The organism is Nostoc sp. KVJ20, from assembly GCF_001712795.1.
In the GTDB taxonomy this organism is placed as follows: domain Bacteria; phylum Cyanobacteriota; class Cyanobacteriia; order Cyanobacteriales; family Nostocaceae; genus Nostoc.
Map to the genome: position 1 here is coordinate 1 of NZ_KV757712.1, position 21399 is coordinate 21399.

23 protein-coding genes are annotated in these 21399 nt (G+C 41.6%); 14 read left to right on the top strand and 9 right to left on the bottom strand.

The annotated features are described in order from the left end of the window. Window positions 1-131: 131 nt before the first annotated feature. Complete coding sequence (locus A4S05_RS31055) at window positions 132-2048, bottom strand: tetratricopeptide repeat protein (RefSeq protein ID WP_256091283.1); 1917 nt, start codon at window positions 2046-2048, stop codon at window positions 132-134. A gap of 545 nt (window positions 2049-2593) precedes the next feature. After that, window positions 2594-3244, bottom strand: a complete 651-nt coding sequence (locus A4S05_RS31065; protein ID WP_069073625.1) for a hypothetical protein — start codon at window positions 3242-3244, stop codon at window positions 2594-2596. Between A4S05_RS31065 and A4S05_RS40810 the strand changes: the two genes are divergently transcribed. Beyond that, the gene (locus A4S05_RS40810) at window positions 3236-3469 is read left to right on the top strand and encodes a hypothetical protein (RefSeq protein WP_141699851.1); all 234 of its coding nucleotides are present in this window, start codon (window positions 3236-3238) and stop codon (window positions 3467-3469) included. The genes A4S05_RS31065 and A4S05_RS40810 overlap by 9 nt on opposite strands. A gap of 79 nt (window positions 3470-3548) precedes the next feature. Here A4S05_RS40810 and A4S05_RS31070 read toward each other — a convergent pair whose 3' ends face one another. Together A4S05_RS31070 and A4S05_RS31075 are read right to left on the bottom strand one after the other, a co-directional pair. Then, entirely contained in the window at window positions 3549-4928 is a 1380-nt protein-coding gene (locus tag A4S05_RS31070; protein ID WP_069073626.1) for a DUF2330 domain-containing protein, read from the bottom strand. A gap of 67 nt (window positions 4929-4995) precedes the next feature. Continuing rightward, window positions 4996-5844 carry an RnfABCDGE type electron transport complex subunit D gene (locus A4S05_RS31075; RefSeq protein ID WP_069073627.1) on the bottom strand — a complete coding sequence of 283 codons (849 nt, stop codon included), beginning with the start codon at window positions 5842-5844 and terminating at the stop codon, window positions 4996-4998. Between the two features lie 107 nt (window positions 5845-5951). Between A4S05_RS31075 and A4S05_RS31080 the strand changes: the two genes are divergently transcribed. The 3 genes from A4S05_RS31080 to A4S05_RS31090 all read left to right on the top strand — a co-directional run bounded on the left by A4S05_RS31080 (window position 5952) and on the right by A4S05_RS31090 (window position 8370). Continuing rightward, window positions 5952-6632 carry a polysaccharide deacetylase family protein gene (locus tag A4S05_RS31080; RefSeq protein WP_069073628.1) on the top strand — a complete coding sequence of 227 codons (681 nt, stop codon included), beginning with the start codon at window positions 5952-5954 and terminating at the stop codon, window positions 6630-6632. Window positions 6633-6697: 65 nt separating this feature from the next. Further along, window positions 6698-7609, top strand: coding sequence for a HipA domain-containing protein (locus A4S05_RS31085; RefSeq protein ID WP_069073629.1), 912 nt, complete (start codon window positions 6698-6700; stop codon window positions 7607-7609). After that, window positions 7606-8370 carry an HIRAN domain-containing protein gene (locus A4S05_RS31090; RefSeq protein WP_069073630.1) on the top strand — a complete coding sequence of 255 codons (765 nt, stop codon included), beginning with the start codon at window positions 7606-7608 and terminating at the stop codon, window positions 8368-8370. The genes A4S05_RS31085 and A4S05_RS31090 overlap by 4 nt, the downstream gene beginning before the upstream one ends. Here A4S05_RS31090 and A4S05_RS31095 read toward each other — a convergent pair. After that, window positions 8367-9344 carry a carbohydrate kinase family protein gene (locus A4S05_RS31095; protein ID WP_069073631.1) on the bottom strand — a complete coding sequence of 326 codons (978 nt, stop codon included), beginning with the start codon at window positions 9342-9344 and terminating at the stop codon, window positions 8367-8369. The two genes, A4S05_RS31090 and A4S05_RS31095, sit on opposite strands and share 4 nt — an antisense overlap. 363 nt (window positions 9345-9707) lie before the next feature. Between A4S05_RS31095 and A4S05_RS31100 the strand changes: the two genes are divergently transcribed. The 5 genes from A4S05_RS31100 (at window position 9708) to rfbB (ending at window position 13500) form a co-directional block, all read left to right on the top strand. Then, on the top strand, window positions 9708-9971 hold the full coding sequence (locus tag A4S05_RS31100) for a photosynthetic electron transport-dependent transcriptional regulator PedR (RefSeq protein WP_069073632.1): 264 nt from the start codon (window positions 9708-9710) through the stop codon (window positions 9969-9971). Window positions 9972-10389: 418 nt separating this feature from the next. After that, on the top strand, window positions 10390-11091 hold the full coding sequence (locus tag A4S05_RS31105) for a DUF6391 domain-containing protein (RefSeq protein ID WP_069073633.1): 702 nt from the start codon (window positions 10390-10392) through the stop codon (window positions 11089-11091). Window positions 11092-11095: 4 nt separating this feature from the next. Further along, window positions 11096-11332 (top strand): hypothetical protein, encoded by a 237-nt coding sequence (locus A4S05_RS31110; protein WP_069073634.1) that lies wholly within the window; start codon window positions 11096-11098, stop codon window positions 11330-11332. Window positions 11333-11363: 31 nt separating this feature from the next. Continuing rightward, window positions 11364-12359, top strand: coding sequence for a glycosyltransferase (locus tag A4S05_RS31115; protein ID WP_069073635.1), 996 nt, complete (start codon window positions 11364-11366; stop codon window positions 12357-12359). Window positions 12360-12438: 79 nt separating this feature from the next. Further along, on the top strand, window positions 12439-13500 hold the full coding sequence (rfbB, locus tag A4S05_RS31120) for a dTDP-glucose 4,6-dehydratase (protein ID WP_069073636.1): 1062 nt from the start codon (window positions 12439-12441) through the stop codon (window positions 13498-13500). Here rfbB and A4S05_RS31125 read toward each other — a convergent pair. After that, the gene (locus A4S05_RS31125) at window positions 13427-14896 is read right to left on the bottom strand and encodes an addiction module antidote protein (protein WP_218107996.1); all 1470 of its coding nucleotides are present in this window, start codon (window positions 14894-14896) and stop codon (window positions 13427-13429) included. The two genes, rfbB and A4S05_RS31125, sit on opposite strands and share 74 nt — an antisense overlap. Continuing rightward, a complete protein-coding gene (locus tag A4S05_RS31130; protein WP_069073637.1) occupies window positions 14883-15227 on the bottom strand; it encodes a type II toxin-antitoxin system RelE/ParE family toxin in 345 nt (114 codons plus the stop codon). The genes A4S05_RS31125 and A4S05_RS31130 overlap by 14 nt, the downstream gene beginning before the upstream one ends. Window positions 15228-15409: 182 nt before the next feature. On the opposite strand from A4S05_RS31130, the gene A4S05_RS31135 reads away from it, so the two are divergent. Both A4S05_RS31135 and A4S05_RS31140 read left to right on the top strand, forming a co-directional pair. Beyond that, window positions 15410-16603 (top strand): serine/threonine protein kinase, encoded by a 1194-nt coding sequence (locus tag A4S05_RS31135; RefSeq protein ID WP_069073638.1) that lies wholly within the window; start codon window positions 15410-15412, stop codon window positions 16601-16603. Window positions 16604-16665: 62 nt separating this feature from the next. Then, the gene (locus A4S05_RS31140) at window positions 16666-17292 is read left to right on the top strand and encodes a type I restriction endonuclease (RefSeq protein WP_069073639.1); all 627 of its coding nucleotides are present in this window, start codon (window positions 16666-16668) and stop codon (window positions 17290-17292) included. Window positions 17293-17413: 121 nt separating this feature from the next. Here the strand turns inward: A4S05_RS31140 and msrA are convergent, their stop codons facing one another. Further along, the gene (gene msrA / locus A4S05_RS31145) at window positions 17414-18082 is read right to left on the bottom strand and encodes a peptide-methionine (S)-S-oxide reductase MsrA (protein ID WP_069073640.1); all 669 of its coding nucleotides are present in this window, start codon (window positions 18080-18082) and stop codon (window positions 17414-17416) included. Continuing rightward, the gene (locus A4S05_RS42215; protein WP_176727162.1) at window positions 18036-18176 is read right to left on the bottom strand and encodes a hypothetical protein; all 141 of its coding nucleotides are present in this window, start codon (window positions 18174-18176) and stop codon (window positions 18036-18038) included. The genes msrA and A4S05_RS42215 overlap by 47 nt, the downstream gene beginning before the upstream one ends. 248 nt (window positions 18177-18424) lie before the next feature. On the opposite strand from A4S05_RS42215, the gene A4S05_RS31150 reads away from it, so the two are divergent. From A4S05_RS31150 to A4S05_RS31160, 3 genes are all read left to right on the top strand, one after another. Continuing rightward, window positions 18425-19822 (top strand): MBOAT family O-acyltransferase, encoded by a 1398-nt coding sequence (locus tag A4S05_RS31150; RefSeq protein WP_256091284.1) that lies wholly within the window; start codon window positions 18425-18427, stop codon window positions 19820-19822. A 15-nt stretch (window positions 19823-19837) separates the two neighbouring features. After that, a complete protein-coding gene (locus tag A4S05_RS31155) occupies window positions 19838-20839 on the top strand; it encodes a hypothetical protein (protein ID WP_069073642.1) in 1002 nt (333 codons plus the stop codon). 84 nt (window positions 20840-20923) lie between these two features. Beyond that, window positions 20924-21399, top strand: a 476-nt coding sequence (locus A4S05_RS31160; protein ID WP_069073643.1) for a YidH family protein, incomplete at its 3' end; no start/stop codon positions are given.

A 21399-nucleotide genomic window follows, 5' to 3' on the forward strand; every position in this document is an offset into this window, starting at 1 on the left:
GTTCTATTGGAGCTAGAAGTTATCCAGACTTAGCAAAAGCAATTGAAACTGCTTTTACTCAAGTCTCGTTAACTGATATTTATAATTGGTTTACCCATTCTTGTTACTGTACTTCACCAGACTGAGAAATGCTATAAGAGTTTTTCTACTTCTGCTTGGGAAATCTTGGTAGTGTAGCTTTGCAGGCGTTGTTTGGGAATTTTGACAATTACTTGGAGTTCGTCAGGAAGAATAATCGGATAAAGGATGGCGGCTGTGGAATTATCTTGGTCTACCACTTGATCTAGGGCTACTTTCTTACCTTGCAGACAAGCTTCCCGGAAAAAGTCGTCTAATTCTGCTAGTTGGAGTGCTTCAATCCGCTCGCGTGCTTTCTCCAATATTTTTTCATCTGATAATTTCCCTTCTTGAGATTTCAGCAGTAACTCTACTGACTGGCGGTATACGGGTTCTACGCTATCTCGGAAGTTGAATTGCACATCCTGGTTTACTACATCTTTATTCACTACTAAATCTTTGCGGAGAGACTGGAGAGTATCCACAGCAGAATCATAAGCCGCGATCGCACCATTAATATCTTTTTGTGCCCAGAGCAATCTACCTAACTGCCACTCCAAGCTATAGGTAATTTCTAGGGCATTGCTGCTCTGTGCTAAAGCTAATCCTTGCCTGGTCAGCTTTTGCGCCTCTGACCACTGTCTGGTTTCTTCATACAAGCCGCCTAAACTCTTCAGGGCATAGGCTTCTGCCCGCTTATCTCCTAAGCTGTGGGATTGCTGGATGGCTTTGGCGAGTAATACTGCTGAGTCTTTTGTGCTGAATCCTGAGTAATAACTATGACTCGATGCTTGCAATACACCACTATTGACTTTTGATAGACTCTGTGAGTAATTAACCTGAGCGTAAATACTAGCGCGGCTGAGGGGAAGTTGGTCGAGTTTGGATTCAATCGACGGTAAGAGAGTTTGAACTTTTGCCCATTGTTGATCTTCAATGAGTAGTCCCAGGTGATTCAGTTGCGCTTGGACTTTTGTCAGGGGTGAGGGAGATGCTTCAACTGTTTGTTCATAATAGGCGATCGCCTGTTGATTTTTCTGTTGTTGACGGGCATTATTCCCTAAGCTGAATAGACTTGCCCCAATATCAGCGCTTGATTGCAGGTTTCGAGCAATTGTCAGACTTTCTTCTAGCGTCTGACGTGATTTTTCAAAATCGCCCAATACCAAAAGGGCATCACCGAGCGATCGCAAACCTACTGTCTTTTCTATAGAATCTGGTTGAGATTTTAACGTCTGACTTACCTGATCGAGTGTTTTAACAGCCCGTGGGTAAAATCCTTGGGTGCGCCATGCTTGTGCTTGATTGATTTGCGATCGCACTACGCCACTTTTATTATCTGTTTGTTTGTAAATTTGTTCCGTCTGCTGCCAAGTCGCTAAAGCCGCCTCAGCCTGTCCCATTAACAGTTGTAGACGACCTTGAATATCTAGTGATTGGGCAAATATTTGCAGATTTTGGTTTTTATCCTGTCCTTTGAGCAAATTTAAGCTCTCTGTAATTGCCTGCTGCGCTTGACTCCATGCACCGAGTTGCTGATATGCCAGAGAAAGATTACTCAGTGTCGCTGCCAGTGCGAGGCTCTCCCCTCGCTGCTGATATACCTGAACAGCCTGTTGCAACACTTCTACAGCTTTAGCAAAATTGCCAGCACTGTATAAAACTTTGCCCTGTTGTAGTAGTGAGGCGGGGTCAGCAGATACAACCAGCGATGTCAGACTGTTTATTGGCGGTTGGGATGAGGAATTGATTGAAACAGGAACTTTTGCCAGCACAGGTGAACCGACAATGCATAGCAAAGCGATCAGGAAGTACAAAGGTAAACGTAAAAAGTTAGCCTCACCTGTGAGGGTCTTTTTGGTTTCTAAAACGAGTGACTGGCAAACCCCAAAGATGTAACGAAGGGAAAATATGCGACGCCCTGGCTCCTTTTGCCTTTTAACTTTTACAGAATTCGCGCCAAAAATCCTAGTTTTTTTAGGCATAAGCATGACAAGAGGTAGGTGACATACTCACCGAGAAAGAAGGGTCGGTGATTCTGGAGTAATGAGTAATAAGTAATAAGTAATAAGTAATAAGTAATAAGTAAATACCCATTACTCATTACTCATTACTCATTTAAAGTCCTGTCACCGATGATAAAAAGCCGTCCTCAAAAGACGGGGCTTCAGACCCAAGTTTTTGGTGATAACCAGGAGGGCACAGTATGAACTGTAGGTGCTTGGGCTACCAGAGTAATGTTACCATTCCCATCCCTCACCTATCTCTGAGTTTCTACAATCTTATTTATCAGGAGAGGCAGAGGGCAGGAGGTAGGAGGAAATATTGACTCCAGCGCTGAGAGCAATTGACCGTACAGAACTTGGGTCTAAAACCCCGCAGTCTACACGGGACATACAATTGGGAGCCAGTCCGGTGAACGGATTCCCTGGCATAAAGGAACTGGCGTGCGGGGTCTGAATCCCTGCCTCCTGCCTCCTGCCTCCTGCCTCCTGCCTTCTGCCTCCTGCCTTCTGCCTTCTGCCTCCTGCCTCCTTCACAATAATCCCTCCAATTCTGCGAATTTACGCAAACGCGGTAGACATTGGCGCTGATAAAAACTGCTTAATGTCGGAATTGACATTCCAAATTCCTCAGATAATTCTCTCCAGCTAACTTCCGGGGGTAAGCGTTTGAGAATTAACACCTGACAATTCACATCTGGACGTCCTTTAATGTAAGTACCACGCAATTCTCCATCAGAATCCGTCTTTGCCCATATCTCCAAGTCTTCTAGAATTGGAGGTGCTTGGGGGTTAGCTGGAAGATTATCTACAGGGTCAATGATTTCACTTGTTCCACCCGATGTAGACTGACGAATTCTCAGAGGGACAGTAGTGGCTTGTTCCCGGTTCTGGTTCAGGTAAAAGTCTTGTAGTCTCCTTTTTAGGTAAGCATTCAGCCAGGTAATGACAGTACCATAAGTGGGGTCATATATCTGACCTGTCAAACCTTCACAAACATTGCGACAGAAATACAACCAAGTTTGTTGTAGTGCGTCTTGATAGTAGGGAGTACTTTCCCTCCAGAGTCTATTTGCTGTCAAGCGAATAATTTGCGTGAGCAGCTTCTGACGCTGAGGGCTTCCAGGTTGGTGTCCACAGGCTTCTGTAACTAGGCAGCGGAGCTGTTCATCGAATTGAACCATGACAATCTTGGCGAAGAAAGCAAGAATATCTTAGTATTGCGTATAACAACGCCCGAAAAAATTACCTTTCGTCAAGATGTTGGGGATTGGGCATTGGGCATTGGGCATGGGGCATTGGGCATGGGGCATTGGGCATTGGGCATTGGGAGATTTGAGTCTTTGAGGTGGATGAATCTAGTTCAAAGGTGGATGAACGAGTATCTGAGGTGGATGAATCCAGTTTAAAGGTGGATGACTGAGGCTTTTATTCTCTTTGTCTCCCAATCCCCAGTCCCCAATCCCTAATCCCCAGTCCCCAATCTCCTCAATACAATCCCAGCCAGGACAAGAAATTTTCCCACCAAGAATATCTCAGATTACCTACACTCAACTTCATTTTGTTGCGAATATCTTGGATTTTCCAGTTGGTTAGTTTAGCTAGAGTTTGCGCCTCTTGTTCAAAACGCTTGGGTAAAGACTGCTTATATTCTCTACCCGCCTGACATTTGAGTTCCCCTTGGAACGGATGTTGCAAAACATAACGTCCTTGGAAAGATTCACTGTTGGCAGTTTGTTGAAATATCAAGTCTTCAGGGAATTTGTCGCGGGTGTAGCGGACATGCAAGCGAGAAATGAAGACGTTGCTTCTAGGAAAGGGACGACGAAAGTTAGGGGATACTGGCACATTACTTGCAGAATTATCATCTAGCCAAAATACACCCGCTTGCTTGAGTTCCTCTGGGGTCAGGGGTTCAGCAGAACAGGGATCGCAACTACCCATATCCCAAGCGTATTCTAAAAAACCAACCTTCCTGTCTTCTTTGGTGTAGATAGTTTGAAACATGGATTTGTAAAATTCACCAAATTCATCTTTGACAAATATGGGAATGTTTGCGTCAGAGGGAATTTTTACCGTCCGGTAGTTAGTGATTTCTGCCTGTCCTTGGGGCGAGAGAATGTAGACAATTAAATCTTGCTCTGTCGTAGCATTGATCATGCCCAAACGAATTGGCAGCATGAATTTAGGTGACTGGTAAGAAATTTGTAGCGGACGGAGGAACTGATAGCCAGATTGCTCGAATTTATCCAAGTTGACTTTAGCAACAAAGAATTTCATTGAGGAGCGAATGTAAGGCTGAAGTAATTGTTTCGCACCTCTGGGGATTTTGTAGCCATTGCGTTTGAGCCAAGTTTCTAGTCCGCCAGATTCTTTAGCGCTGAGGATCAAAATGTCGTATTCGCCGACGTTGAAACGTGCTTCGACTGTCACACCTAAACTAGCATCACTGCTTCTCTTACGCGCTGACTCATCATTGCTTGCTGCTGGTGCTGGTGCTGCTGATAACTCCCTTTCATAAACTGGGGCACAGGGATCTGGGTCAAAATATTCAACTAATCGCGGCGCACTAAAAGCATCTAGGCGTTCGATAATCTTGGGTTCAGTGACGCGAACTTGTTCTTTTTGCACCACCGTTGGTACTGGTACTACCATTGCAAAATCTTTGACTTCGCCTTGAAAGTCGTTTGCCATTGTTAGGATAGTGCGATCGCCATCTCGCGCGATCACAACCTGAGAAGCTTTGTTATACAGTTTTGTATCTGCTTTGGCTACATAAAATCCACAAAATGCCCAAGCTGCGGGTGCAAAGCACAAAACAGCTACAATTGCCAACAATAATGGTGTTAAAAGTCGAAAAATTTTCATTATTTTATACCTCTATCTTTTTTAGTGCTAGAGACTAGAGACGCGATGAATCGCGTCTGTACAAGAGTTAGGAGTGCTGAGTTAGAAGTTCTTCCCCTGCTTCCTCATCTTTTTCTTGCCAAGCAAACCTTGGGGCTAACCAGAGAACATCTAGCAGAATGGTCAATGGTGCAAGGGCAAATAGCGCCCAGAAAACTGCTGTGGAAATAAAGAAATAATTTCGCAGGATAAAAGTTAAGCCGGCGATACAGATTGCCCAAACTACACGCCCAATTCGGGAATTGGGAATCGATCGCGGATCTGTAATCATAAATAGAGCAAACAGCAGCAAAGACCCACTCATCAATCGGTGCCAGTAAACATCCCAAGTCCAACCCAGCCAGAGATTGCGAATGGCTTCCAGCAAAGAGTAGGAACCCAAAAAAGCTGCTGTGGTGTCCCAGCGACCAACGCGCTGCAAAATTATGCCGCCAGTGCCGACAAATAATAGCCCATACCACCACTCTTCACCCCATTGTCCCGGCGAAACCCAAGCATTAGGGGTGAGAATCAAGGCAGATATGATGCCAAAATTGGCGGGATTAAAGAAATGCTTATCGCCGACTTGGAAGATGAATTTGCTAGCGATCGCAAGTGCTGCGGCTATTGCCATTGTCGTCCAGTGGTCAGCCCGCAACAATAGGCCCAGTCCCAAAGAGGTAATTAGGGCACTGCGAATATTTAGGCTTTGTCCTTTATTCTTCGCTAATGACCAATGACTAATGACTAATGACAATATCCATTGAGTTGCAAGACAAGTGGCGATCGCTACCCCAATGAATTCTGGTCGCAGCGTCCAATCTCGTGTACCGATTCCCAAGACTAGGAATAAGCCCAGAAATAGAATCTGATAATCTCGTATATCTTTTAGCAACATTAACCCTTAATTCAGGGATTACCCGTAGATTTTTCATCAATCTAGACGAGTAATAGCTCAAATAGTATTGCTGTTACAAATTTTGTTACAAAGTAGATAAACGCAAAATGCAACTAGCTCCCCTCTTCCCAATTTTCTACCGCATTCTCCAGCCGAGTTTTCCCAACTGCCTTTGGGGTGGAAATCCTCATACGAAAGCGATCGCACTCACATTCGACGATGGGCCCCATCCGCAATACACACCCGAAGTCTTGGCAGTGTTAGATCGTTACAATATTACAGCGAGTTTTTTTTGGTTGGGTGTTTGCGTCAACCGTTCACCAGTTATTGCTAAAGCCGTTAGCGATCGCGGACACTGGATCGGATTGCATGGCTACGATCATCGCTCTTTTCCCATGCTTTCCCCAAATGACCTAAAGGACAGTTTAGAAAAAACCCAAGCTGCTATCTATAATGCCTGCAACCTGCAACCTGAACAAGTGCGGGATGTCCGCCCCCCCAATGGTTTATTTACACCTGCGACTTTAAAATTATTCTTTGAGTGGAATTACCGTTCAGTGATGTGGAGCGTTGTACCAGAAGATTGGGTACGACCAGGTGTCAGCACCGTAGTACAGCGAATTATGCAGCAGGTGAAAAATGGTTCAATGATTGTCTTGCATGATGGTGCTTGCGGTGGACAAGATGTTGCTGCGACAATTCAAATTCTCATTCCGCAACTGCTACAACAAGGTTATGAGTTTGTAACTGTTGATACTCTATGGCAGCAAGTTAAGGCTAACCATTGACTATTAAACATTTTAAAAATAGCTGAAGTTAATAATTTGCTTTAAATCAGGCTTTCCCATCAATTATGCCAGAGCAGTTTCCAATCATTGACGTTCCCCTAGATGCCCCAGAGGCTGATGAAGATTTGGGAACTAAAGAAAAGTTCTGGTTTCGCCATCAGTATTTAGGTCGTTGTCTATTCAAGAAAGCTAGACCAAACACAGGAGAAGATTGGGCAGAAAAGATTGCAGCCGAGTTGTGCGAGTTACTAAGTTTACCCCATGCTGATTATGAACTGGCAATATTCAATGGGGAAAATGGTATTATTTCACCCTCATTTTTGCCCCCTCAAGAAGGTGCAATTCTCACACTTGGTAATGAAATTCTGGCTCGGATAGTATCCGATTATCCACAAGATTCTAAAGACCTGTCCCAACACACAATTGATAATGTATTCAATGCTATCGGAGATGCTTCAGTTAATTTACCTATCGACTGGACACCACCAGAGAGAATTAGTTATGCGACAGAAACTTTTGTTGGGTATTTACTTTTAGATGCTTGGATCGGGAATAGTGATCGACACCATGAAAATTGGGCATTCATCAGTTTAGAAGAGAAGATTTATCTAGCACCAACTTACGATCACGCCTCCTGTCTCGGTAGGAACGAGCCTGATTCTAAAAGAAAAAACAGACTAACCACAAAAGACGCTGGCTTTTCTGTCCAAGCGTATGTAGAAAAATGTAATTCTGCGTTGTATGCTAGAACTGGCGATCAAAAAACTCTCAAGACTTTTAATGCATTTTGTGAAGCGCAACAACGGTATCCAGATGCAGCCAGGGTATGGTTAAATAATCTAGCAAGGGTGTCAAGCAATGATACGTTAGAGCTTTTTGAGTGTATTCCATCTAATCGCATATCGCAAACAGCAATTGAATTTGCACAAAAGATATTGGAGTTAAATCAAACTAAGCTGCTAGACACCCTACTATGAAAACACTTTTTTTAGCTTGGCAAGATCCTAAAAGTCGCGCTTGGCTTCCCATTGGTCGCTTAACATTTGACGGAAAAAAATATCAGTTTGTATATACGCAAGGTGCTGTTAAAGCTAAAACTGAACATAACTTTCAGCTATTGTATTCCTTCCCAGACTTGAACAAAGAATACGCATCAGTTGAACTATTCCCCTTGTTTTCTAATCGATTAATGCGACGCTCTCGCCCTGACTACAAAGATTATATTGAATCGCTAAATATTCCAGAAGGAGAAGACGATCCAATTAGCGTTCTTTCTCGGAGTGGTGGACGGAAGGTAACAGATTATTTTGAAGTTTTCCCCTGCCCAGAACCAGATGAGAATGGTTTATACCATATCCATTTTTTTGCACATGGACTGCGACACCTTCCTGCTTGTGCAACTGAACGGATTAATCAATTACAAACGGGTGAACTGTTATATTTAGCTAACGAATTTCAAAATCCCCGTGACCCGCGTGCATTGCTCTTATGCACTGAGGATCATCACATCGTAGGTTATTGCCCTCGGTATATTGTGGATGATGTTTTTAAACTCAAGAACAAAAGTTCAGAACTGTTAAAAGTGAAAGTTGAGCGCGTTAACCCAGTACCAACACCTCTCCAACTGCGTTTATTGTGCAATATGACCGCAGAATGGCATGAGGATTTTCGTCCATTTTCTAGCCGGGAGTATCAGCCTTTGGTGACTGATATCCCAGTAACTTATGCTAGTTCCTAAAGTTGATGTGTGGCTAGAAAAGCTTCGACTTCAGCAGCAGTAGGTTGAGAAGCGATCGCACCTGCTTTAATGGTAGTCAGCGCTCCAACAGCACTGGCATAAGTGACAATGCGTTTTGCTGTTTCTGCATCCCGCAAGCCGTGGATACCATTCTGACTCAACTGATGAATAAATCCTGCCAAAAAACTATCCCCTGCACCAGTTGTATCAACTACAGGAATGGAAAATGAAGGTAATTTTCCTTCGTTCTCACCTAAACAGTAAGTGCAACCGTTTTCTCCATCTGTTACTAGTACCCCTTCAATTGAAGCCAGACGGTAAGTGATGGCTCCGGGATCTGCGGTTTCAAATAGCCATTCAGCTTCTTCTTTGGAGAGTTTGAGGAAATCAACTCGGTTAAATAATTCTGGAATTTTTTGATGGGCGATGTTTGGCTCTTTCCAAAATACAGGACGCCAGTTGACATCCAGCACAATCTTCAAGTCGTAATGTTCTGCTAATTCTAGAGCGCGGTGAATTGCCTTTTCACTTTCAGGATAGGCTAATTCCAAAGTACCCAAAACCAGAAAATCTGCTTCTTGAAACAGCGAATCTGACAATTGTTTAGCTTGCAGGCGAGTATCGGCAAATTCTGCGGTATCGTACTGACCAAATCCGGCGAAAGTGCGATCGCCAGTCAGATCCCGTGTAACATAAACTTGCCGCGTTGGTGCTGTGGGATGGCGTTGTATCCCCGTCGTCTCTACACCTACATCTTGTAATAGCTTGACCAGTGCATTCCCTGGTTCATCTTCACCAACGGCTCCGATAAATCCTGCTGGCGTCCCCAGCTTGACTAAAGCACAGGCTACATTAGCTGGTGCTCCTCCTGGATAGGGAGTCCAAGATTTCACTTCTTCCAGCTTTAGCCCTAATTGATCGGCTAAACAATCAAACAAAATTTCACCAAGGCACAAAACACGGGGATTGCTCATCTCATTTTCAATTTTAGATTTCGATTTGGGATTAGGAATTTACAGTATAAAATCTACAATAGTTTTTGCTAATCTGTCGCCAGTCCTTCATAGAATTAAATAGCAATTTTTATTACTCTAATAGCATGTATATGCTTCTAATTCTCGCTTCTTTGAGCTAAGTGCTGAGACAATATTCTTGCGAAAATAAGCTATATTTATTACTTTAAGAATTGCGTAGGTTATATTTATGTCAACTTGAAATCCAAAGAAAATATTGACAATCGTATTACTGCTAACACTTGAAACCCCTACCAACAAAAGAATCTTCTAGAATTAGAAAGAGCGATTAAGTACATATACCAAGGGAGGATAGAAATAGTCATGGCTGGTGGCAAGTCTGAGACCCCCGTTAGTCTGTCAGACAGAGAACTGCAAATTATCGACTTAGTAGCCGCTGGCTTAACTAACCAAGAGATTGCAGGAAAACTGGAGATTAGCAAGCGTACAGTTGATAACCATATCAGTAATATTCTCACCAAGACCGAGACAGAAAATCGAGTAGCCCTTGTCCGCTGGGCTTTACAGTGGGGCAAAGTCTGTTTGAATGATGTCAATTGCTGTACTCTACCTAACCAGATCGAATAAACAATTTACTAGTAGCAACGTAATTGCTTTGGTCTGGTATGATGCAAGCCAATTTTGAGTTTTACTGATTTTTCCCCTCTCACGACTAAGTTTTCAGTGTGAACACTCTACCAAAAGTTCCGAGTCCTTCACTCAGCCGGAGTTTATGTTAGTGGAGCCAGCTGACCCTCGGACTCGGAAACTATAAAGACCAGAATTACTTATTGAGCAGAACAGATTGTAGGACTGGGGACTGGGGACTGGGGACTGGGGACTTGGGAGAACCATCTACAATAATTCCCAATTCCCAATGCCCAATGCCCAATTCCCCATGCCCAAACAAACAATCATCTAGAAAAATTAGCAACAATTCAGTGATGCAAGCGTTACATTTGAAAGAAATCTATGTTGCCCCATCGGCTTTGGGAGTAGTGTTCCAATGAATACTTCCGCTTATTTTCAGGGTAGTTCGTCTCCCTTTCAATTTTTTAACTTTGATTTTACGATACCTATATCTGAGAAAGTTTCGAGTATTGAAGACCAATTTTCAGACTTTCCGCAACCCACACAAGATACCGACTTACTCAGACAGCTATCGTTTATTCCAGGGTTGAAGGAAATTTTGATGCTGCGGCAGGTTCACGCCTTAGAACACGCAACTGTTTGGGTTCTTAGCGAATCAAAAAGTGCCTATCCTGCCAGAGCAGAATCCACTAAGGTTCAACTAGATAATGAACTATTAGGTGGTTTGTCTACTGAGCAGGGATTTTACCTCTATGGTGAGGTAAATATTAGTGATTTGCGGCGTGCGGTCACACTTGCTCGATATCGCATTACCAGTGGAGAATGGGATTTGGCTGTACATCCCCGTTGTGGCACAAATTTATCAGTAGCAATGCTCTTAACGGCTGGACTAGCTGTGGGTGTGCATCTGTTGCTACCATTTCGCCCAATTGAGCAACTTATAGGTTTGGGGTTAGCAGCAACGACAGCCGCAGAACTCGCACCTGATTTAGGTTCTATGGCACAGCGTTACTTAACAACTGCTATCCCTTTTAACCTCGCAATTGAAAATATTACTCGTACACGGGATGTTTGGGGGCGTGAGGCACATTTTGTTAAAGTGGGCTGGCAAGAGTAATCTTATGGAATCAAAACCACGTACCTTCAAAGAAACTGCTAAAGAAACAACTCTACTGTTTTCAGGGGGCGCTGGCGCTGGACTAATCATCTTTGCCCTGTTCGGCGGCTTATGGCACGTCACTCACTTTTGGTGGGTGATGGCAGTAACTACAATGTTCTGCGGTTTATTAGCCGTAGTGTTCCGTCAAAACTTCCAGAAGATGTTAGATGCTTTGATGGATAATGCTCCCTGGATGTAGGAACACAAGGTTAAATATTTCCTTAAAAATTATGAGAAAACTTTACTTCTTACTTCCCGGTACAGATGACAAATTTGCCTGTGGTGGTCTTTGGGCTGAGTTAAAAGCACTTAATCTGGCTCAGAATTTCTGTAGTGCTGATGTTGTAACTTACCGTCAACGAGAAAAAGGTAAGCTTTTCATTGATGATTTACTAAAAGAGAAAAATTTAAATGATGTAATTTTTGTCATCAGTTGGGGATTTGATATAGCTCAACTCGTGGCTAAACTTAAGCAATACAATGTCGTTTACCACGCACATAGTGCAGGTTATCCATTTAGGCTACCTGCGAGTATTCCGATCATGACTGTTAGCCGCTATACAATGGGATATTGGGGAGAAAAATCACCCAATTCTCTAATTTATTATTTGCCAAATCAAATTTCTGATGAGTTTCAAAATTTAGGTCTGGAACGAGATATTGATGTTTTAGTTCAGGCTCGGAAGTCTTCTGAATATTTAATTAAAGAATTGATTCCAGCGTTGCAAAAACGTTGTAAAGTATTGGTTGTTGATTCATACATTGAAGATTTACCTGGGCTATTTAACCGAGCTAAGGTTTATCTTTATGATTCCGCTGAGTACTGGGCACAACAGCGTGTTAGTGAAGGATTTGGTCTACAACCAATGGAAGCTCTTGCCTGTGGCTGTCAAGTATTTTCTAGTGTCAATGGTGGACTAGCTGATTACTTAGATCCGGGATTTAATTGCTATAAAATTGCTGGATATTCTCAAGAATATGATGTTCAACGTATTATGAAAGTGATTGAATCTTCAGTAGCATTTAGTTTGTCTGAAGAGTTTTTAGTTGAGCATCGAACTGAAAATATTATTAAGCGGTTCCAAGTTATTGTGGATGAGTTGAATGAGTTTTTTGATCACAAAATCCAGCAGCCATCTAATATTAAGAGTTTGACGAAAACACGCGTGGCAAAATTACTCGCCCAGAAGATATACGGGAAACTGAGGAAGAAATATTTTAAGTAATAGAAACGTATATGCGTAGCGACTTGCCACAGGCGATCGCAGAAGTGCTGAGAACACAGAGATTAAGAGAGGAAGTTAGATGAATCGGCGGTTATTAGTTACTGGTGGTGCGGGGTTTATTGGGGCGAATTTTGTCCATCACTGGTGTCAAGTTTATCCAGACGATCGCGTGGTGGTGTTAGATGCTCTTACATACGCGGGGAATCGTCTGAACTTGGCGCTGGTTGAGGGTAGAGAGAATTTTCGGTTTGTTCAGGGGGATATTTGCGATCGCACCATCATAGACGAGCTATTATCAACGGAAAATATTGATACCATTGCCCATTTTGCCGCTGAATCTCATGTTGATCGTTCGATCCTTGGGCCGGCTGCTTTTGTGCAAACTAATGTAGTCGGAACTTTCACGCTGCTAGAAGCTTTTCGGCAACATTGGGAGACAAAAGCACGGCCATCTGATTATCGTTTCCTACACGTTTCTACTGATGAAGTGTACGGTAGTTTGGGCGCAGATGACCCAGCTTTTTGTGAAACTACACCCTACGCTCCCAATAGTCCCTATTCAGCTTCAAAAGCGGGTAGCGATCATTTAGTGCGTGCTTATTATCATACTTATCAACTTCCAACCATTATCACAAATTGCTCTAATAATTATGGCCCTTATCAGTTTCCCGAAAAGCTAATTCCCCTGATGTGCATCAACACTTTGATCGGGAAACCATTACCTGTTTATGGCGATGGTAAAAATGTGCGAGATTGGCTTTACGTGGGCGATCATTGTCTGGCTCTGGATGTAGTAATTAATCATGGTGAACCAGGAGAAACATACAATATTGGTGGCAATAATGAGGTGGAAAATATCAACCTCGTCCAACTGTTATGTCAGATGATGGATGAATTAGCATCTGATTTACCAATATATCCAGCCAAGCAGTTAATTACTTTTGTCAAAGACAGACAAGGACATGATCGGAGATATGCAATTAATGCAAACAAAATTAAAACTCAGCTTGGTTGGACGCCTTCTGTAACGATTGCTGAGGGTTTACGTTTAACTGTTGAATGGTATCTCAACCATCGTGATTGGTGGGAACCTCTGCTATCTGCGGAATATCAAGCTTACTATCGCAAAAATTATCTGTAGAATTACCTAAGATGGGGCTAACTTTCACCAGTAATGCTCTGAAATTCTTATAGGGAACTAATTTGTCATAATGTAAGCGACCAAGAATTATGCCTGGATGTCTATTTTGATTTTGAGCAAATTCTTCAATCGTTTCACAAGAAAAGGCTTTTTTACTGCTGATAATAAATTCATTTAATGTCTGAGAATTTATTAACCAGTCAGCGGCTTTTGCATTAGCTTCTTTTTCTTCCTCATTCTCTTCTAACGCATCCAAGTTGTCTAAATAAGCTCCTTGATGCCCTAAAACGATATGTGCTAACTCATGCATGAGGGTGAACCAGAATGAATCTATCCGGTCATATCTCAATGTCAACGCGATAACGGGATTGCTGTTTAAATATAAAGCTGCACCATCCAAGTAGGTTTTGCTTAAATGCGGCACAATTAGAAAATGTACACCTAAATCTGCTAGCAATCTAGGAATCCGCACGATACTTTCTACTTGTTTAGCACAAGCAAGAATTTCAGGGATAGCAATCTCTATTTTTTCGCGTTCAAAACTAGCAACGGTTTGTTGTCTTGCTAGGTTCTCAACCCGTTTTACCCAAGTTATGCGAGAAGTTTCCTCTGGCTCTCGATGCTCGGAACAACGGAAATTAACGGCTAACTGGAGTGTTTCATCTAAGGAAAATATGCCGAAAAAATTACAGATTTGTCGTTCTAAGTCATCAATCGAATCTGTTGCTTGAATCCACTTATTTTTGATTAGTTCAGAGATGGGGGCAATTGTATACAATCGGCTTTTACGAGCTATATCTTGCTCCTTTTTTTCTTTTCCTACTAGATGAAGTTGATACTTTACTTCAAGATTTGTCCAAAACTCTGGAGAAGTACCCAAGGCTTGGGAGAGTTCGATAGCTATTTCAGGTATAATTTGCTTGCTTCCCAGAATAATTTCATCGATACTTTGAACTGGACACCCCATAATTTCTGCTAAATCTTTCTGTGTCCAGCCACGGGCTTCTAATTCTCGACTTAAAATTTTTCCTGGTGTTGGTACTTTTGCTGGTGCTAGCTTCTGGCTCATATTGCTGTTTCCCCTTCTGCCTTGGTTAGTGGTAGTCGGGGTGAGACAATATCCCAGCGCCTTCATAATTGAATTGACGTTTTCAAGGCGCGGGTTGCCATTGCTGGATAAGGCTTTTTGCAATCCCCGGCGTGTCATGCCTGTTTGCTCGGCTATCTCACTAATTCCTCGTACACGAGCAACAACACGCAAAGATGCCAATAACGCACCAGAATCGTTGTCTTCTGCATATTCCTGAAATATCTCGGTCAAATAATCATCGATTTCTTCCGGGTGCTTGCGGAAGTACTCTTCTTCAAATTCATCAAGTGTTCTAAAATTTCTCATGGCTTAGGTACTTCTTCCAGTAAGCTTTTGCGTCTTCGATGTCCTGATTCTGTGTGCTTTTGTCGCCTCCACACAGTACGACAACAATATTTTCAGCATCTTCACCGAAATAGACGCGATAACCAGAACCAAAGAACATTCGCAACTCGCTTAAACCATCTCCTATCGGCGCAACATCGCCGTAATTACCTTGTTCAAGGCGGCGTAGGCGTTGCAGTATGCGTCGTTTTCCTTGTTGGTCGCGTAAATTATCCATCCACTCTGCAAACGGCTCGTAACCATCTTGATTGGCATAGATGATAATCTGTTTTGGTTGTGCTTCTTTGGTCACTTTCAATCTCTACTATAATATTTATAACATATGCGAACAATAATTCGCACTAATTTTCTAGAGAACCCCAAAATTGGAATCTTCAACTGCTTTCAAAAAATTATCAGGCTCCCACAGTTTCTCTAGATAATGACTATCCTTGAATAGTAAGGAAATCAGAGTAAATTGCCAGCAGGTGTCCAATGCTGCAACCAGAACAGATATTACAAGACCGTTATCAAATTCAACGCCAACTCGGTAACAATGGAATTCGTCAAACTTGGCTAGCATTGGATTTACAAGCCTCTAATGGCGATAATTCCACTGTTGTAGTCAAACTTTTGGCCTTTGGTGGTACTGTGCAGTGGGATGATTTGAAACTTTTTGAGAGGGAAGCACAAATTCTCAAACAGCTAAATCATCCCCGAATTCCCCAGTATATTGATTATTTTTGTATCGACGATCGCACACTCTGGTTTGCCCTAATACAAGAATATATCCCTGGTGAATCACTCAAGGATAAACTTGCTGTTGGCAAAAGGTTTACTGAAAAGCGAGCGAGAAAAATTGCTGTTGAGGTTTTAAATATTCTCATGTATCTACATGAGTTGAATCCAGGGGTGTTGCATAGAGATATTAAACCGAGTAATTTAATCTGGGGCGACGATAATCGGGTTTATTTAGTTGATTTTGGCGCAGTTCAGGATAAAGCAGCAAGAGAGGGCGTTACTTTTACCGTTGTGGGTACTTATGGTTATGCCCCTATGGAACAATTTGGTGGTCGAGCGGTTGCGGCTTCAGACCTCTATGCACTGGGAGCAACTTTAATTCATTTGTTAACTGGGACTTCCCCATCTGATTTACCCCAGCAGGATTTGCGACTGCAATTTACAGACCGAGTTAACTTGAGTCCCAGTTTTGTCAGTTGGCTACAAAAGTTGGTAGAACCCGCTCCCGAACAAAGATTTACTAGCGCCCACCAAGCGCTGAATGCTCTCAAATCAGGACTGACTGTTGCATCTGTAAACAAGAATCAACTTTTACCGCTAAGAGAAATAATCAACAATTCAGGATGCGGGATAAATAATCATAATGAAACAGTCCCAGAGGAAATTCTCGGTTGGAACTGGGGGGCATTTTTGATGCCTTGGTTGTGGATGTGGCCTAATCAAGTGTGGTATGGGCTATTCTGTTTTGTACCGCATGGTTGGTGGTTAATGGCGATCGCACTCGGTGCAAAAGGCAATGAATGGGCCTGGAAAAGTAGACCGTGGCGCAGTATTGAACAATTCAAAGCACATCAGCGAGGTTGGGCGATCGCTGGGATTCTCCTGGGAGCGCCTATTAGTATTATGTTGTGGATTCGAGCGATCGTTTTGCTCAAATCTGCACTCTAAGGCAGTCTTTTGGGTAAATCTCAACCGGTTTTTTTAGGCAGATAGCTATAAGGGTTCAACAAATGGTTCAACTTATTCAAGGAAAAGATATCACCCTAGCCCAACTGATTGATGAATTTGGCCTACAACTTGCAGATGATGAGCATTTTTTTTCAGAGTGGCAACATGATTTACCTGAGTTGAGTGACTTAGAAAAGCAATCTCTCAACGAAGTTAAGGCAGAATATTTGCATCTATCGAAATATCCTATTTTAGAACCTGTAGTCAAAATGGTGGTGCTATCTCCACTATTGCGTCTAGCAGGTTTTTATCAACCGCCTTTTTACATTGCCTCAGAACAAGAGGTAAAAATCTCTTCTGAAGACGAAGGCACGATTATCAGAGGACGTATTGACATCTTGGTGTTGAATCCTCCATTTTGGGTTTTGGTTATTGAAGCAAAACGAGTAGATTATTCTTTAGTGCCCGCAATTCCCCAAGCATTGGCTTATATGTTGGCAGATGCAACTTCGGCTAAACCTGTTTTTAGCTTTATCACCAATGGTAATGAATTTAGATTTGTCAAACTGCTAAAAACTGAAACTCCACAATACGCTCTATCTGATTTGTTTGCTTTAGATAGTCGTGATGATATATATATTGTCCTGAAAGTGTTAAAGCACCTAGCTCATCTAATTCGTAATTTGTAATCTTGTCGGGTGCAAAACATATCCCTCTCCGACTCGGAGAGGGATAGACTTGAACTTTAGTTCAAGGCAGGGAGAGGTTCGTCGAACTCACGTTAAGTTGACTACCCCACCAACTCCATTTCTAACTACTAACTTGCGATTCAACTACACCTACGGGACAAGATACATTTGTCCCTCCTAAACCACAATATCCATTGGGATTTTTAGCCAGATATTGCTGATGGTAAGCTTCAGCGTAGTAGAATTCAGGTGCATCTAAGATTTCTGTGGTTATTTTGCCATAACCTGCACCATTGAGGGCTTGCTGATAAGCTTCCCGCGATGCTTCTGCTAGCTGCTTTTGACTTTCAGAATATACATAAATTCCCGAACGGTATTGAGTGCCAACATCATTACCTTGGCGCATTCCTTGGGTGGGATTGTGGCTTTCCCAAAAGACTTTGAGCAATTCGGTATAACTAATCACTTTGGGATCGAACACAACCAACACCACTTCATTGTGGCCAGTTTTTCCACTACATACTTCTTCATAAGTGGGATTGGGTGTTAAACCAGCAGCATAACCCACTGCGGTGGTGTAAACTCCTTTCAGTTGCCAAAATTTGCGTTCTGCACCCCAAAAACAACCCAAACCAAAAATTGCCTTCTCTAATCCATCGGGAAAAGGAGGTTTTAAAGGATTCTTGTTGACATAATGAGCGGCGGGTACTGACATAGATTGTGCCCTTCCTGACAAAGCTTCTTCAGGTGTAGGCATAACTGACTTTTTGCCAAATCCGAATAGTCCCATTGATTTTGACTCTGATATATATCTTTACCTTATTTACTATTCTAAAGATTTTAGCGATCGCTTGGGGTTTTCGCAAAATTGTCAGTACAGCCATTCATCTTCCTTGAACTGTTGGTCGATAAGTTTTTCGTTACTTTTTATTAAATTCAGTAAAAATACCAAAATAAGCTTTGCAATTATGATATATTCCTCGTGTTTTTACTTAATTTAACCAAAATAGAAAAAGTGTAATATATGTTATTTAACTCCCTAGAGTTTATATTTCTGTTTTTACCAACTACTATTTTCATATTTTTCTTTCTTGGTAAATATGGTTATCAACGGTTAGCAGTCGCCTGGTTAGTGATTGCTTCTTTATTTTTTTATGGTTGGTGGAATCCAAGATACTTACTATTGCTTCTAGCTTCAATTGCCTTAAATTTTTTTATAGGTTCTACACTAAATCAAGAGTTAAACTCACCAGTCAGAAAAAAGACACTGCTCATTTTAGGAATAACAGCTAATTTAATCATCCTTGGTTGTTTCAAATATGCTAATTTTTTTGTTTCAAGTGCAGCCGATATATTAGGTATAAACTTTAATTTCCAAAAGATTATCCTGCCATTAGGAATCTCCTTTTTTACCTTCCAGCAAATTACCTACTTGGTTGATTCTTATTGTGGGGGAACGAAAAATACTAAATTTTTAGACTACTGCCTATTTATCACTTTTTTCCCTAAACTAATTTCTGGCCCTATTGTTCACCACTCAGAGGTAATGCCACAATTCGCTGACAAAACTGTGTATCGGTTTAACTTGGAGAATATGGCAGTAGGTATTACCATTTTCAGTTTGGGATTATTTAAAAAAGTTGTTTTTGCAGATAACATTGCTGCTTATGCAAGCCCAGTCTTTAATACTGCTGCTAGTGGTATTTTCCCCACATTTTTAGAATCTTGGGTTGGTGCACTAGCCTACACGTTGCAGCTGTACTTTGATTTTTCTGGTTATTCCGACATGGCGATTGGGATAGCTAGGATGTTCGGGATTAAGTTACCAGTCAACTTCTTTTCACCTTATAAAGCTTCTAGCATTAGTGACTTCTGGCGTAGGTGGCACATCACCCTTTCTAACTTTCTTCGAGATTACCTATACATCCCTTTGGGTGGTAATCGCAAAGGTGAGATTAGACGAAGTTTGAATTTAATGATAACCATGCTGCTGGGAGGAATTTGGCACGGTGAGGGTTGGCAATTTGTCTTTTGGGGTGGATTGCATGGAACTTATCTAAGTATTAATCATGAATGGAATGTTTTACAAAAAAAGTATGATCTGAAAACAGATAGCTGGCTGAGTTTAAAACTTGGTTGGTTTATAACATTTGTCGCGGTTGTCTTCGGATGGGTATTTTTCAGAGCAGAAAACATGGCTACGGCATTCATAATTGTCAAGGGCATGATCGGATTAAATGGCTTCTTATTCAGTACTCAAATTATTGAATCAGGATTAAAAAAAGCAATTATTGATATTTCTATTTTACTTGCGATCGTCTGGTTGACACCTAATGTTCAGGAATGGATGGGTAAGTACGATCCAGTCTTGAATTATGAAAAAGTAAAAAAACTTTCATCTAATAGCCTTTTCTGGTCTAAATTACAGTGGCAACCAAATCAAACCTATGCTTTAGTCATTTCAGTTTTAACTGTAATCGCACTGTTGCATCTTACAAAAGTTAGTGAGTTTTTATATTTTCAGTTCTAGGGAGAATCAAAGCTGATGCTTGCTTATTTGAAAACCTACTTGACAATGGTAAGTACACTTATCTCATTTATTGGAGTAGTAAATTTAGCTGTTGATCCACTCTGGTACACTCAAGGGAACAAGTTAAATCCAATAAATGTTCCCTATAATGAAAGATTGACCAAAACTAATCTATTGTTGCATAGTGATAGGCGAAAGTATGATTGCGTCATTTTTGGTAGCTCTCGTGTAACTCTGTTAAATAGTAAGGCACTCAAGAATAATGTTTGTTTCAATTATTCTTTCAGTGCTGGAACAGCTGAGGAATTTGTTAAATATGCCGAATACGTTAAAGAGAAAGGAGTTAATCCTCAAAAAATATATGTGGGGATAGACGCTTACAATTTCACCTTCGACAAAAAGACGGCTTTGAAAAATAAAGTTGAGGTAGCAGAACCCAAACCCGCCTATCAGTCTTATCTATTCTCTCTAGATACTTTGCAGTTATCCTTAAAAACAATTTTTAGGCTAAATACAGAGATTAGATTCTACGATCAAGACTTCCAAGGTAAAGTTTTTGATAATGCTCCTAAATACAAACCTGAATTTGTAGATAAAAAAACTCAAGAAAAATGTAACTTTTCTCGCATCGCCTATTACAAACAAATACGACATATATTTCCAAATGCTAAAATTGTTGGATATGTGCCACCAATATCAGTTTGGAAGCTTTTCAATGAAAGCTATGCTCGTGGTTTGCTAGACTGCGAATTACAGGCAATTTATGAAGCTTCCAAGAGTTACGATATAACATACGATTTATCATATCCTTCAGAGATAACCACCGTAACATATAATACTTATGATGGTAGTCACTACTATCCAGATGTGAATAATCAAATAGCACAAGTTCTTGAAGGTAAGCTATCAAATCTTGGAATTCGCATCCATCAATATAATCTAAATGAATATCAGCAGTTCCATAAAAGTAAGCTAAAAGAGTATTTGTACAAAGAAGGGGAGGGAAAGCGGTGGTAGAAAACAGAGTTTCACTTTGTTTGAGTAAATTTTTATCGATGTTATGAATACTTTTCAAGGGGAACTTGGCGTCAGAAGCTACTCATGGATAAAATACCGAAAATTGACCGCCAAAGAGAGCATCAAGCGAACGAACGTACCTTTCTGGCTTGGCTACGCACCTCTATTGCATTGATTGGCTTTGGTTTTGCGATCGCCCGATTTGGCATATTTCTGCGCCAGTTGAATCTTGCTATTACCCAGCAAGAACCTCCGTTACATCAATTATCCAACTCGGAAAATTTGGGTGTTGCTTTGGTAATTTTTGGAATTTCGACTATTGCCTTAGCTGCATGGCGATACAACCAAGTTTTCTGGCAAATTGAGGGAGGGAACTATAGACCAAATAGGTTAATGGTTTGGATCATGACTGGAGTAGTAATTATTTTGGGGCTTCTCTGTCTTCCTTTGCTCCTATGGCGTGATAAAGTACCTTCTCGTTCTCCGGTTCCAAGTCAACCACAGTCCCGAAAGGGGAGTGTGGGGAGTGTGGGGGGTAAGACTAGTACCGCAAGGCGGAA